The sequence below is a fragment of the Jannaschia sp. GRR-S6-38 genome (genome assembly GCF_029853695.1).
GTDB lineage: Bacteria > Pseudomonadota > Alphaproteobacteria > Rhodobacterales > Rhodobacteraceae > Jannaschia > Jannaschia ovalis.
Window position 1 is genome coordinate 1,078,289 of sequence record NZ_CP122537.1, and the last position, 12,595, is coordinate 1,090,883.

13 protein-coding genes and 1 pseudogene are annotated in these 12,595 nt (G+C 71.5%); 10 read left to right on the forward strand and 4 right to left on the reverse strand.

What is annotated here, in order from left to right:
• Positions 1-29 precede the first annotated feature (29 nt).
• Entirely contained in the window at positions 30-2,492 is a 2,463-nt protein-coding gene (locus P8627_RS05540; protein ID WP_279966659.1) for a midas domain-containing protein, read from the forward strand.
• A gap of 401 nt (positions 2,493-2,893) precedes the next feature.
• On the opposite strand, the pseudogene P8627_RS05545 reads toward P8627_RS05540, so the two are convergent.
• The 3 genes and pseudogenes from P8627_RS05545 to P8627_RS05555 all read right to left on the reverse strand — a co-directional run.
• Positions 2,894-3,130: pseudogene (locus P8627_RS05545) on the reverse strand (DUF2842 domain-containing protein); the annotation flags it as partial.
• 1 nt (position 3,131) lies between these two features.
• On the reverse strand, positions 3,132-4,427 hold the full coding sequence (locus P8627_RS05550) for an adenylosuccinate synthase (RefSeq protein ID WP_279966660.1): 1,296 nt from the start codon (positions 4,425-4,427) through the stop codon (positions 3,132-3,134).
• A 98-nt stretch (positions 4,428-4,525) separates the two neighbouring features.
• The gene (locus tag P8627_RS05555) at positions 4,526-4,840 is read right to left on the reverse strand and encodes a hypothetical protein (RefSeq protein ID WP_279966661.1); all 315 of its coding nucleotides are present in this window, start codon (positions 4,838-4,840) and stop codon (positions 4,526-4,528) included.
• Between the two features lie 134 nt (positions 4,841-4,974).
• On the opposite strand from P8627_RS05555, the gene secG reads away from it, so the two are divergent.
• The 3 genes from secG to P8627_RS05570 all read left to right on the forward strand — a co-directional run bounded on the left by secG (position 4,975) and on the right by P8627_RS05570 (position 7,370).
• Entirely contained in the window at positions 4,975-5,325 is a 351-nt protein-coding gene (gene secG / locus P8627_RS05560; protein ID WP_279966662.1) for a preprotein translocase subunit SecG, read from the forward strand.
• Between the two features lie 160 nt (positions 5,326-5,485).
• Positions 5,486-7,129 carry a CTP synthase gene (locus tag P8627_RS05565; RefSeq protein ID WP_279966663.1) on the forward strand — a complete coding sequence of 548 codons (1,644 nt, stop codon included), beginning with the start codon at positions 5,486-5,488 and terminating at the stop codon, positions 7,127-7,129.
• Positions 7,130-7,193: 64 nt separating this feature from the next.
• Positions 7,194-7,370: a CsbD family protein gene (locus P8627_RS05570; protein WP_279966664.1), complete on the forward strand. Its 177-nt coding sequence runs from the start codon at positions 7,194-7,196 to the stop codon at positions 7,368-7,370.
• Positions 7,371-7,706: 336 nt separating this feature from the next.
• On the opposite strand, the gene P8627_RS05575 is transcribed toward P8627_RS05570, so the two are convergent.
• Positions 7,707-8,504 carry a MipA/OmpV family protein gene (locus P8627_RS05575; RefSeq protein ID WP_279966665.1) on the reverse strand — a complete coding sequence of 266 codons (798 nt, stop codon included), beginning with the start codon at positions 8,502-8,504 and terminating at the stop codon, positions 7,707-7,709.
• Positions 8,505-8,655: 151 nt separating this feature from the next.
• Here P8627_RS05575 and P8627_RS05580 point away from each other — a divergent pair, with 151 nt between their 5' ends.
• From P8627_RS05580 to P8627_RS05605, 6 genes are all read left to right on the forward strand, one after another.
• Positions 8,656-9,435 (forward strand): 23S rRNA (adenine(2030)-N(6))-methyltransferase RlmJ, encoded by a 780-nt coding sequence (locus P8627_RS05580; protein ID WP_279966666.1) that lies wholly within the window; start codon positions 8,656-8,658, stop codon positions 9,433-9,435.
• Between the two features lies 1 nt (position 9,436).
• Positions 9,437-9,730, forward strand: a complete 294-nt coding sequence (locus tag P8627_RS05585; protein WP_279966667.1) for a DUF1330 domain-containing protein — start codon at positions 9,437-9,439, stop codon at positions 9,728-9,730.
• 22 nt (positions 9,731-9,752) lie between these two features.
• The gene (locus P8627_RS05590) at positions 9,753-10,190 is read left to right on the forward strand and encodes a tellurite resistance TerB family protein (RefSeq protein ID WP_279966668.1); all 438 of its coding nucleotides are present in this window, start codon (positions 9,753-9,755) and stop codon (positions 10,188-10,190) included.
• 82 nt (positions 10,191-10,272) lie between these two features.
• Complete coding sequence (locus tag P8627_RS05595) at positions 10,273-10,932, forward strand: FkbM family methyltransferase (protein ID WP_279966669.1); 660 nt, start codon at positions 10,273-10,275, stop codon at positions 10,930-10,932.
• Complete coding sequence (locus tag P8627_RS05600) at positions 10,925-11,611, forward strand: PhnD/SsuA/transferrin family substrate-binding protein (RefSeq protein ID WP_279966670.1); 687 nt, start codon at positions 10,925-10,927, stop codon at positions 11,609-11,611. Before P8627_RS05595 ends, P8627_RS05600 begins: the two co-directional genes overlap by 8 nt.
• Before the next feature lie 171 nt (positions 11,612-11,782).
• Entirely contained in the window at positions 11,783-12,559 is a 777-nt protein-coding gene (locus tag P8627_RS05605) for an ABC transporter ATP-binding protein (protein WP_279966672.1), read from the forward strand.
• The last annotated feature ends 36 nt before the right edge of the window (positions 12,560-12,595 follow it).

The window sequence follows — 12,595 nt, forward strand, 5'->3', positions numbered from 1 at the left end:
CCGCAAGGGAAGAAAGCGATGGTGCTGCGATGGTCCCTGCCAACAAGATTCTGACGGTTGCCTACGGCACCTTCTCCTGCACGCTGGAGGGGTTCGACGATCCCTTCTCGACGATGACCGACATCGCGGAGTATTTCCGTGACCTCGCCGCCGAGGACCGGTTCTTCGGGGCCGAACCGCCGACCCCCGACATGGCCACCCTGCGCCTGATCGCCGAGGCCCGCGCCAATCGCGCCGTGGTCGCCCAGCCCGAGGATGGCGGCGTTGTCCTGCGCCCCAGCGCCGCCGCGATGCCGGAAGAGACCGCTGCGGAGGAGTCGCCGCAGGTCGACGCCGTGGCCGCCGCCGCGTCCCAGCCGGAGGAGGAGATCACCATCGCCGAACCCTCCGCCGCGGACGCCCCGCAGGAGGCCGCCGCGATCGCCGAGACGCCCGCCATCGCATCCGAGCCGGAGGCCGAGGCCACGCCCGAGATCGCCGCGCAGCCGGAGACGGCCGATGCGGACGAGGACGTCGCCACCGCCGAGACCGAGCTGGCCGCCGAGGCGGAGATTTCTGTCGAGGACGAGCTTCCTCTGGAGGACGAGGCAGAGCTGCCCGTCGAGGACGACACCAGCGGCGAGGCGGATGACGGCAGCGTCGCCGCCAAGCTCGCCCGCATCCGCGGCGTTGTCGAAGCCGACCGCCGCGCCGCCGACGTGTCCATCGACGAGACCGTCGACGAAACCGACAGCCTGGAGGAGGACGCCTTCGACGCCGAGCCGCCGATGGCCGACGACACGCTGGTCGCCGCCTTCGCGCAGGACGCGCTGGAAGACGAACCCGTCGCCGAGACGCATCTCGCCGAGGACACGATCGACAGCGACATCGCCGCGATGATGGGCGGCGGCGCCCTCGACGCGCCGATCGACGGACCGACGGCCGTGCCCCCGGCGACGCTCGAGACGGAGGCCGTGGCCGAAGACACCGCGCCCGAGGAGATCGCGGCCGAAGCCACGTCGTCGGACATCGATGTGCAGGAGCCCGACGAGGCCGAGCCCATCGCGGCCGACGACGCCTCGGACGAGGTCGACGAAGCGGAGGCCAGCATCGCCGACGACGCCTCGGATGAGGCCGAGACGGTCGAAGTTGCGGCCGATGAGGCCGAGGCGGAGCGCCCCGAGCCGCGGCGCCAGCGCCGCATCCGCGTGCGCCGCATGCGCCGCGCCGCGCTGGGCACCGCGGCCGAGGCGGAGGCGACCGAAGCCGCGTCCGACAGCCTGCTCGAGGACGACGAGGCGGCGCTGATGTCCGAACTGGCCGCGATCGAGGCCGGCCTGGGCCAGGCCGCCCCCGCCACCCCCGAACCCGAATTGCCCGAGGCGAGCGCCGACGAGGATGACGACCTGATGGCCGAACTCGCCGCGATCCGGGCGGAAGCGACCGACGGCGCCGATGCGGAGATCACGGCCGAGGCCGCGACGGACGCGCCCGAAGCCTTCGAGGTCGCCGACACCGCGCTCGAGACCGAGGAGGAGGCCGCGCCCGAGCCGCTGCGCGCGCAGGACGTGGCCGAAACGGAGACCGAGGCCGAGACCCCGGCCGAGCCCGAGGACGCCGCCACCCCCGAGGTCGTGGACGCCGAAGAGCCGGCCACCGAGGCGGAAGAGGCGCCCTTCGCGACCGCTGAAATCGATGCCGCCGAAGACGATGCCGAAGCCCCGGTCGACACCTTCGCCGACACGCCGGCCGCCGAGGCGCCGGTCGCGGCCGACACCGCCGCGGAGGAGCCCAAGCGCGCTGCGCCCGCCGACCAGGACATGGAGCGTCTCTTCGCCGCGACCGACAGCCGCCTGTCGGGCGAGGACACCTCGCGCCGCCATGCCAATATCTCGCATCTGAAGGCCGCCGTGGCCGCGCGCCGCGCCGACAGCACGATGGAGCCGCGCCGCTCCGACGAGAGCGGCGCCTATCGCGAGGATCTCGCCAACACGGTGCGCCCGCGCCGCGCCGCCCCGCCCGCCGAGGCGCGCACGCCGCGCCCAGAGCGCACCGAGCGTCCCGCGCCGTTGATGCTGGTTTCCGAACAGCGCGTGGGCGACGCGGAGGCGCCGGTCGCGCCGGTGCAGCCGCGCCGCGCCGCGCGCCTGTCGGAGGCCGAGACCCGCGAGGAGAACATGCTGCGCGAGTCCGGATCCCGCGGCCCGTCGCCGCGCGCCGCCGACGCGCAGGATTTCGAGGAATTCGCCGCCGCCCGCGGCGCGGTCGACCTGCCCGACATCCTGCAGGCCGCCGCGGTCTACGCCGCCGAAGTGATGGGCCAGGAGAGCTTCTCGCGCCCGCGCCTGCTGCATCTCGCCGCCGAGGCGGTGGACGATCTAAGCCGCGAAGACGGGCTGCGCGGCTTCGGCCAGCTGCTGCGCGACGGCACGATCCGCAAGGTCAGCCGCGGCGAATTCGCCCTGGGCGACGCCCCGCGCCTGCCCGAGGATGCCGCCCGCCGCACCGGCTGACCGCTGTCCCGCCGCGCCCGGGCCCCATCGAGACGCGACGGCCCGCCGGAAATCCGGCGGGCCGTTTCGCGTCATGAAGACGGCGGCGCGACCGCGCCCGCCGCGGACAGCGCCCTAGCCTTGCGGCAAACGGCGCCCCAGTCCTGCCGCGTGCGGCGGCTCAGTCCCTGCCCAAGCGGCGCCCTTGTACCTGCGATTGCGGCGCGACCGCGCCCGCTGCGGGCGGCGCGGCTTGGTCCCAGCGCGCGCGGAGCGACCCTGCTCGGCGCGCTAGCTCCCGCGCGCCCGCCGCGTCAGTCCCTGCGCGGCTCGGTCGGGGACGGCTCGGCCGCCGCGGTTTCAGACGCGCCGATCTCGGTCGCCGCGGTCTCGGCCGCCGCATCGCCCGGTGCCGCCTCGCCCGGCGCGGGCGCGGGCGGGGGCGGTGCGGCCGGGTCGGGCTGCGCCACGCCGCGGAAGATCGACTTGAGCGGGAACACCCAGAGCACGCCCAGAAGCGCGTAGATGCCGAATTCCAGCCAAATCGGCGGCCGGTCGAACAGCCCCACCAGCGACACCGCGACCACCACGTAGAGCGGCAGGCCCACCATCAGGATCAGGAAGGCCAGGCGGCGGCGTGTCTTGTATTTCAGGGCCATGTCAGTCCTCGAACGGATCGGTGACGAGGATGGTGTCCTCGCGCTCCGGGGAGGTAGAGAGTAGCGCGACCGGGCAGGAAATCAGTTCCTCGACCCGGCGGACGTATTTGATCGCGTTGGCCGGCAGCTCGGCCCAGCTGCGCGCGCCCTCGGTCGACTCCGACCAGCCGGGCATTTCCTCCCAGACGGGGCGACAGCGCGCCTGCGCGTCGGCGGCGAAGGGCAGATGGTCCAGCCGCTCGCCGTCGAGCTCGTAGCCCACGCAGATCTTCAGCGTCTCGAACCCGTCCAGCACGTCGAGCTTGGTCAGCGCGATGCCGTTCACCCCGGAGGTCGCGCAGGTCTGGCGCACCAGCACCGCGTCGAACCAGCCGCAGCGGCGTTTGCGCCCGGTAACGGTGCCGAACTCGCGCCCGCGCTCGCCCAGCCGCTGGCCGTCGGCATCCTCCAGCTCGGCCGGGAAGGGCCCCTCGCCCACGCGGGTGGTGTAGGCCTTGACGATGCCCAGCACGAAATCGATCGCGCCCGGCCCCATGCCGGTGCCGGTCGCCGCCTGCCCGGCGATCACGTTGGACGAGGTCACGAAGGGATAGGTCCCGAAATCGATGTCGAGCAGCGCGCCCTGCGCGCCCTCGAAGAGGATGCGCTTGCCCGCGCGGCGGCTCTGGTCCAGCACCTTCCAGACCGGCGCGGCGTATTCCAGCACCGCCGGCGCCACCTCGCGCAATCGGGCCAGAAGCCCGTCGCGGTCCACCGGCGCCATGCCCAGACCCCGGCGCAGCGCGTCGTGATGGGCCAGCGCGCGGTCGACCCGCGCCTCCAGCGTCGCGGGATCGGCCAGGTCGGCCACGCGGATCGCGCGGCGGCCCACCTTGTCCTCGTAGGCCGGCCCGATGCCGCGCCCGGTGGTGCCGATCTTGGTGCCCTTCGACGAGGCCTCCTCGCGGGCGCGGTCCAGCTCGCCGTGGATCGGCAGGATCAGGGGCGTGTTCTGCGCGATCATCAGCGTCTCGGGCGTGATCGCGACGCCTTGCGCGCGGAGGGCGGCGATCTCGTCGACCAGGTGCCAGGGGTCCAGCACGACGCCGTTGCCGATCACCGAGAGCTTGCCACCGCGCACGATGCCCGAGGGCAGCAGCGACAGCTTGAAGACGGTGCCGTCGATGACCAGCGTGTGGCCCGCGTTATGGCCGCCCTGGAATCGGGCGATCACGTCGGCGCGCTCGCTCAGCCAGTCGACGATCTTGCCCTTGCCCTCGTCGCCCCACTGGGCGCCGACCACCACGACATTGGCCATTCCCGGCCTCCCGAAACTTGCGAAATCGCGCCCCCTCTAGCGCGGCGGGCGGCCGGACGAAACCCGCCTCGCGGCGATCGCGGCGACCGCGCGGGGGCTCAGGCGGCGATGGCGCGGCAGGCGGTGGCGCAGGCGCGGCAGGCCGCGGCGCAGGCTTCGCATTCCGGGTGGCCCTCGCAGGCCGCGACACAGGCCTCGCAGGCGTCCATGCAGGCGCGGCAGACGGCGGGCGCGCGCGGCGAGTTCGCGGCGCAGAGCGGCGCGCAGGCCGCACAGAGGATCTTGCAGTCGCGGCAGGTGCGGATGCAGGCCTCCATGCCGGGCAGGCCGATGCAGTCCTCCAGGCACCGGGCGCAGGCGGTCATGCAACTGGCGCAGGCCTGCGCGCAGGCGTCGAGCGTCTGTTCCGTCATCGCGTCCTCCCCGGTCTCGCGTCGGCCGCAGCCTAGCACGGGCGCGCCGTTTCGTAACGGTGGCGTGCCGGCGGGCTTGCGGCCCCGACCCCGCGTCTCTAGGTAGCGCGCGAACGCACCGGAGCCGTCCGTCCATGGAAAACGTCGTCCTCGTCATTCACCTGATCCTCGCGATCTGCCTGATCGGGATCGTGCTCCTGCAGCGCTCCGAAGGGGGCGGGCTGGGCATGGGCGGCGGCGGCGGCGCGATGACAGGCCGCCAGGCGGCGACGGCGATGACCAAGCTGACCTGGGCCTTCGCGATCGCCTTCCTCGCCACCTCGATCACGCTGACGATCCTCGCGGCCTCGAACGGCGCGGGCAGCTCGGTCGTCGACCGGGTGCCCGATGCGGTCGAGGAGACGGCGCCCGCGCTGCCCGCCGGCGACGCGCTGCTGCCGCCCACGACGGGCGACGCGCCCCTCACTCCGCCCCGGTCGGAGTGAGCCATATCTAGCGAAGCCGGGACTTCGGGTCTCAGGATGTAGCGGGCGCGGTTGCGGTCCTGCCCGCGATCCTGTTACGCTCAAATCCCGTGATTGATGCGTCCGGCCCCCGATTCTCCGGGGCCCCGGACCCGGACGACGACACGGGAGACGCCCTGACATGGCACGGTTCATTTTCATCACCGGCGGCGTGGTCTCCAGCCTCGGCAAGGGGCTGGCTTCGGCAGCGCTGGGCGCGCTTCTGCAGGCGCGCGGCTATACCGTGCGGCTGCGCAAGCTCGACCCTTACCTGAACGTCGATCCCGGAACGATGTCGCCCTTCGAGCATGGCGAGGTCTTCGTCACCGATGACGGGGCCGAGACCGATCTCGACCTCGGCCATTACGAACGCTTCACCGGCGTCGCCGCGCGCGGCACCGATTCGATCAGCTCGGGCCGGGTCTATTCCAACGTGCTCGAGAAGGAGCGGCGCGGCGACTATCTGGGCAAGACGATCCAGGTCATTCCGCACGTCACCAACGAGATCAAGGACTTCATCCATATCGGCGAGGACGAGGTCGATTTCATGCTCTGTGAGATCGGCGGCACGGTCGGCGATATCGAGGGGCTGCCCTTCTTCGAGGCGATCCGCCAGTTCAGCCAGGAGAAGGAACGCGGCCAGTGCATCTTCATGCACCTGACGCTGCTGCCCTGGATGAAGGCCGCGGGCGAGCTCAAGACCAAGCCCACCCAGCACTCGGTCAAGGAGCTGCGCTCGATCGGGCTCGCCCCCGACATCCTCGTCTGCCGCTCCGAGGGACCGATCCCGCAGAAGGAGCGCGAGAAGCTGGCGCTGTTCTGCAACGTGCGCCCCGACAGCGTCATCGCCGCGCAGGACCTCAAATCGATCTACGAGGCGCCGCTGGCCTATCATCGAGAGGGGCTGGACCAGGCGGTGCTGGACGCCTTCGGCATCTCGCCGGCGCCCAAGCCCAATCTCAGCCGCTGGGAGGACGTGGTCGACCGCATCCACAATACCGATGGCGAGGTGAACGTCGCCATCGTCGGCAAGTACACGCAGCTTGAAGACGCCTACAAATCCATCGCCGAGGCGCTGACCCATGGCGGCATGGCCAACCGCGTGAAGGTGCGCGCCGAATGGATCGACAGCGAGGTGTTCGAGCGCGAGGACCCGGCCGTTCACCTGGAGCGCTTCAACGCGATCCTGGTGCCCGGCGGCTTCGGCGAGCGCGGCACCGAGGGCAAGATCCGCGCCGCGCAATTCGCGCGCGAGAAGAAGGTGCCCTATCTGGGCATCTGCCTCGGCATGCAGATGGCGGTGATCGAGGCGGCGCGGAACACCGCCGCGCTGGAGAACGCCGCCTCCGAGGAATTCCGGGAGGGCGTGGACCCGCGCAAGTTCACCCCCGTCGTCTATCACCTGAAGGAATGGGTGCAGGGCAACGCCAAGGTCACGCGCAAGAAGACCGACGACAAGGGCGGGACGATGCGGCTGGGAGCCTATGACGCGACCCTGACCGAAGGCTCGCGCGTGGCCGGGGTCTATGGCGGCACCGCCATCGAGGAGCGGCATCGCCACCGCTACGAGGTCGACATCAAGTTCCGCGAACAGCTCGAGGACAAGGGCCTGTGCTTCTCGGGGCTGTCGCCCGACGGCCGCCTGCCCGAGATCGTCGAATGGTCCGACCACCCGTGGTTCATCGGCGTGCAGTTCCACCCCGAGCTGAAGTCCAAGCCCTTCGCGCCGCATCCGCTCTTCGCCGATTTCATCCGCGCCGCGAAGGAGCAGTCGCGCCTCGTCTGACCGCGGGCCGGAACATCCCCGGCAAGGCGGGGGTTGACCTGTCACCTGCAACACGGAGGACGACATGGCCAACGAAGACCAAGCCGAAGGCAAGGGCAAAGACATCGCCGGCAAGGTGAAGGAAGAAGTCGGCGACGCGACCGGCAATGACGAGATGAAGCACGAAGGCCAGGCCGACCAGGCCGAGGGCAAGCTTCAGAAGTTCATCGGCGACGTGAAGGACAAGCTGAAAGGCAACTGACACCCGCCCGTGAAAATGGCGTCGCCCCTCCGGCCTGGCTGCACGTAGCGGCTATTTCGAAAGGGCGGCGCGATGCCGGGACCGGGGGCCGCCTCAAGGGCCCGACGCCGGTCCCGCCAGGTTCGTCACCCCGCCGCGCAGACGCAGCTGTTCCACGGCAGAGCCGACCGAGACAAATTTGCAAATCATCCGTCGACGCAGAAGCGCTCCACAACCGACGCCATTGTCGGGCACGAAAAGGTCGGGAAGTCTCATGCGGAAAAACGGGTCCGCCCGGCGGGATCCGCAGATTGTCACGAAACCGACGGTTGAACCCCGCTCAGGCGAATGGCCGGATCAGAAGCCCAGCGTGAAGCGGCGGGTCACGCCGATCCGGGCCGAGAGCGATTCGTCGTCGGCAGTGATCGGGCTGGCCGCCGCGTCGTTCTGCAGCTTGTCGTAGCTGATCGCGCCCTCGATGCCCCAGCGGTCGTTCAGCCGGTAGCCCGCGCCCAGCTCGACGCCCACCGACATCAGCCCGCCCGAGGGGGCGAACGCGGTGAAGGCCGACGCCCCAGCCTCCGCCGCTGTCACGCCGAAATAGGTCGAGGCGTATTCGTCGTCCCCCCAGAGCGCGCGCGGCCCGAAAGTGACGGTCAGCCGGTCCGTCGGATAGAGAAGCAGATCAGCCCCCAGCTCGCCCACCAGCCCGTCATGCCCGGTCACGCCGCGGCGCACCGCGCCGAAGACCTGGTAGTTGTCGGCGGCGTATTGCAGGCCCAGCCCCAGCTCCAGCGCAGCGTCGATATCGTTCAGCCCCGCCAGTTCCGGGCTGTCGGCATCGTCGCGCTCGCCGATATAGCGGAAAGAGCCGGTGACGCCGAAGCCCTGCGGGCGGAACAGCGGATCGGGATTGCCAATCGTGAAATTGCCGAAGCGCAGGTAGTTCAGCTCGAAGCCGATATCCGGCCCCAGCTCGTTGCTGGGCGCACCGAAATATTCCGGCGTCGACGCCACGCCACCGCGCAGCGTGAAGCCCAGCGCGGGCCCCGTGCCCTGCGTGGACAGGATCGTCGTGCCATCGGCCGACTGCGCCGAAGCGGCGGCGGGGATGGCGAGCGCCATTGCGGCGATCAGGGCGGTGAGTCGGGGCATCATGCGATCCAGAATTGGCAGTCGTCCTGATATCTAGCACGCCGCGGGGCGCGAACACCCCCAATTCGCATCCCGCCGATCAACAGGCCGCGATGTTGCCGCGCTGCCGCGCAGCTTGCGGGGATCCGGCGCGGCAGCTAGCCCGGGGACCATGCTGTCCTACCAACATGGCTACCACGCGGGCAACGCCGCCGACGTGCACAAGCACGCCCTGCTGGCCTGGGCGCTCGCCTATATGACGCAGAAGGACAAGGCGCTCAGCTATCTCGAAACCCATGCCGGGCGCGGGCTCTACGACCTGTCGGACGCGATGGCGCGGAAGACCGGCGAGGCGGCGCAGGGCGTCGCGCGGCTGCTGGACCGGGTCGCCCCCGATCACCCCTGGCGCCGCGCCGTCGCCGCCACCCGCGCCGAACACGGCCCCGACGCCTATCCCGGCTCGCCGCTGATCGCCGCGCATCTGACCCGCGCCTTCGACCGCCTGGACCTGGCCGAGCTGCATCCCGCGGAGCACGCCGCGCTGATCGAGGCGCTGCCCCGCCACCCCAATATCCGCATCCACAAGCGCGACGGGCTGGAAATGGCCAAGGCGCTGACGCCGCCCGATCCGCGCCGCGGCCTGATACTGATCGACCCGTCCTGGGAGATCCGCGACGACTACACCCGCATGGCCAAACTGCTGCCCGCGCTTCACGCCAAGTGGAACGTGGGCGTGCTGATGCTCTGGTATCCGATCCTGCCCGACCGCCGCCACGCGCCCATGCTGCGCGCCCTGCGCGCGGCCCTGCCGGACGCGCTTGTCCACGAGATCGCCTTCCCGCCCGCCCGCGATGGACACGGGATGCAGGGCTCGGGCATGGTCGTCGTCAACCCGCCCTGGGGCCTCGACGCCGAGGCCGCGCGGCTGGACCGGATCTTCGCGGGAGGCTGAGATGGCGAAAGGCTACTGGATCGCGCATGGCCGGGTGGACGACCCGGCGGCCTACGATCTCTACCGCGCGGCCAATGCCGCGCCGCTCGCCGAATATGGCGGCCGCTTCCTGGTGCGCGGCGGCGCGCGCGAGACGATGGAGGGCGCCGCCAAGCCCCGCACCGTCGTGATCGAGTTTCCCAGCTACCAGGCGGCGCTCGATTGCTACCGCAGCGACGGCTACCAGGCGGCGATGCAGCTGCGGCAGGGGATCAGCGAAAGCGATCTCGTGATCGCCGAGGGGTGGGACGGCTGATCCGCGGCCCTATATCGGGCCCATGTTCGCAGATCTCCTCCGCCGCCTGACGGCCCCCGAACCCGATACGCTTCCCGAACCCGACGCCCGCCTGGCGCTGGCCGCGCTGCTCGTCCGCGTGGCGCGCAGCGACGGCGACTACGCCCCCGAGGAGGTCGCTCGCATCGACCGCATCCTGATGAAGCGCCACCTGCTGAGCGAGACCGGCGCGGTGCAGCTGCGCCACGAGGCCGAGGCGCTGGAGGCCGAGGCGCCGGACACCGTCCGCTTCACCCGCGCCATCAAGGACGCCGTCTCGCTGGAGGACCGGGTCTCGGTGATCGAGGCGCTCTGGTCGGTCGTGCTGGCCGACGGCATCCGCGATGAGGACGAGGACGGGCTCCTGCGTCTTCTGGCCAACCTGCTGGGCATCTCCGACCGCGACAGCAATCTCGCCCGCCAGCGCGTCGAGGCGGGCTGAGCCCGAAGCCGCGGGCCCCGGCGCCGTCTGGACGCCGTGCGCCCGCGGCGCTAGGGCCGTCTCACCCAGCCGGAGACCCCCCATGCGCCGCGCCTTCAAGCGATGGATCGCCCGCACCTTCAACACCTGGCGCGCCCCCGCCGCCCGCGCGCTGCAGGACTGGTCGCGCGACGGGGGCGAGGCGCTGCGGATGCGCTTTCCCGGGCTCGGCCCCGCCGACACCGTTCTCGATTTCGGCGGGTTCGAGGGCGCCTGGGCCGCGCGCTTGCACGACGCCCATGGCTGCCGCGTCCACGTGTTCGAGCCGCATCCCGCCTTCATCGAACGCCTGCGCCACCGCTTCGCCGGCAATGCCGCGGTGATGGTCCATCCCTTCGCCGTGGGCCGCGCGGATGGCGTCCTGCCGCTCTCGGATGACGGCGACGCCTCGTCCGCGCTGTCGGGCAAGGGCGCCGCGGTCAAGGGCGAGATCCGCGCCGCCGCCCGCGTCTTCGCAGACCTGCCCGAAGACCGCTTCGCCGTGGCGAAGATCAATATCGAGGGCGGCGAATACGACCTGCTACCCGCCCTGATCGAGGCCGGCATCCTCGACCGCATCGACCGGCTTCAGGTTCAGTTCCACCTCTACACGCGCGCCGATCTCGACCGCCGCGCACGGCTCGTCGCGGCGATCGAGCGGACGCATGCGTCCGACTGGTCCTATCCCTTCGTCTGGGAGCAGTGGAGCCGCCGCGATGCCTGACACCGTGGCCAGCCTGTGCTGGTATCCCGCGACCCGCCCGGCCTGGGAGCGGCTCTGGCAGGGCGTCCGCGCGCGGCTCGGCTGGGGCCCCGAGGCGCTGTCCTGGCCCGAGGAGGCGGGCGCCCATTGGCGCGATCCGGGGCTGGTGCTGTCGATGACCTGCGCCATGCCGATGCGGCTGGGCCTCGCCCGGCAGGCGGTGGTCGTAGGCAGCCCGGTCTGGGACCTGCCGGGCCTGCCGCCGGGTCATTACGCCTCGCATATCGTGATGCGCGCGGATGATCCGCGCGATCCCGCCACGGCCGCCGCCGCCGGCATCGCCGCCAACGCGCCCGACAGCCAGTCGGGGCGCGGCGTGCTGGACGCGGCCGGCCTCGAAGGCCCGATCGCCTATACCGGCAGCCACGCCGCCGCGATGCTGGCGGTGGCGGCGGGGCGCGCGCATCTGGCCGCGATCGACGTCGTGACCTGGCGGATGGCGCCGCATTCCGCGCTCGCCATCCGCGCGACGACCCCGCCCACGCCGGCGACGCCCTTCATCACCGCCCGCCCCGAATGGCGCGCGCCGGTGCGCACCGCCCTGACCGCGGCCATCGCCGCGATGCCGCCCGCCGACCGCGCGGCCACCCGGCTGATCGGGGTCACCGATCTGGCCCCCGCGGCCTACGCCGCCGCCTGACGCCCCCGCGCGCCCGTCCGCCGCCTGCCTGTTCCCTGCCCGACACCCGCCCAGCCGCGCCTCGGTTAGGGGCAGCGGGGGCGCGCGCCGCAAGGGCACGGGCCCCGCCCCATTGCATTCCGGCCCCGATTGCGGCGTAAACGCGCGGACCGCCCGCAACCCGAGGCCCCCTTGCCCGATCAAGCCCCCGTCCTCGAGATCCGCGACCTGCACAAGGCCTATGGCCAGCTGGAGGTGCTGAAGGGCGTCGACCTCGTGGCCGAACGCGGCCGCGTCGTGTCGCTGATCGGCTCCTCGGGCTCGGGCAAATCCACGCTTCTGCGCTGCGCCAACCTGCTCGAGGACAGCCAGCAGGGCGAAATCCTCTTCGAGGGCGAGGCCGTGAAATGGCGCGGCGCCGGGCACAACCGCCGCCCCGCCGACCCGGCCCAGATCACCCGCATCCGCACCAACCTTTCGATGGTGTTCCAGTCGTTCAACCTGTGGTCGCACATGACGATCCTGCAGAACGTGATGGAGGCGCCGGTGCATGTGCTGGGGCGCGACCCCGCCCAGGTCGAGGAGGCCGCGCGCGGCTATCTCGCCAAGGTGGGCATCGGCGACAAATGCGACGCCTGGCCCGCCCAGCTGTCCGGCGGCCAGCAGCAGCGCGCGGCCATCGCCCGCGCGCTCTGCATGGAGCCGAAGGCGCTGCTCTTCGACGAACCGACTTCCGCGCTCGATCCCGAGCTCGAGCAGGAGGTGGTGCGCGTCATCAAATCGCTGGCCGAGGAAGGCCGGACGATGGTGATCGTGACCCATGACATGCGGCTGGCCGCCGATGTCTCGGATCACGTCATCTTCCTGCACAAGGGCCTGGTCGAGGAAGAGGGCGCGCCCGACATCCTGTTCGGTCAACCCAAATCCGAACGGCTGCGCGGCTTCCTCTCCGCCACCGTTCCGGCCTGAGAGATCAACCGGGACCGCGCGATCACAGCGCGGCCC

What these genes read in the sequence shown, in the direction of transcription:
- P8627_RS05540 (WP_279966659.1), top strand. Translation starts at nt 30, where the DNA reads ATGGTCCCTGCCAACAAGATTCTGACGGTTGCCTACGGCACCTTCTCC.
- P8627_RS05550 (WP_279966660.1), bottom strand. Translation starts at nt 4,427, where the DNA reads ATGGCCAATGTCGTGGTGGTCGGCGCCCAGTGGGGCGACGAGGGCAAG.
- P8627_RS05555 (WP_279966661.1), bottom strand. Translation starts at nt 4,840, where the DNA reads ATGACGGAACAGACGCTCGACGCCTGCGCGCAGGCCTGCGCCAGTTGC.
- secG (WP_279966662.1), top strand. Translation starts at nt 4,975, where the DNA reads ATGGAAAACGTCGTCCTCGTCATTCACCTGATCCTCGCGATCTGCCTG.
- P8627_RS05565 (WP_279966663.1), top strand. Translation starts at nt 5,486, where the DNA reads ATGGCACGGTTCATTTTCATCACCGGCGGCGTGGTCTCCAGCCTCGGC.
- P8627_RS05570 (WP_279966664.1), top strand. Translation starts at nt 7,194, where the DNA reads ATGGCCAACGAAGACCAAGCCGAAGGCAAGGGCAAAGACATCGCCGGC.
- P8627_RS05575 (WP_279966665.1), bottom strand. Translation starts at nt 8,504, where the DNA reads ATGCCCCGACTCACCGCCCTGATCGCCGCAATGGCGCTCGCCATCCCC.
- P8627_RS05580 (WP_279966666.1), top strand. Translation starts at nt 8,656, where the DNA reads ATGCTGTCCTACCAACATGGCTACCACGCGGGCAACGCCGCCGACGTG.
- P8627_RS05585 (WP_279966667.1), top strand. Translation starts at nt 9,437, where the DNA reads ATGGCGAAAGGCTACTGGATCGCGCATGGCCGGGTGGACGACCCGGCG.
- P8627_RS05590 (WP_279966668.1), top strand. Translation starts at nt 9,753, where the DNA reads ATGTTCGCAGATCTCCTCCGCCGCCTGACGGCCCCCGAACCCGATACG.
- P8627_RS05595 (WP_279966669.1), top strand. Translation starts at nt 10,273, where the DNA reads ATGCGCCGCGCCTTCAAGCGATGGATCGCCCGCACCTTCAACACCTGG.
- P8627_RS05600 (WP_279966670.1), top strand. Translation starts at nt 10,925, where the DNA reads ATGCCTGACACCGTGGCCAGCCTGTGCTGGTATCCCGCGACCCGCCCG.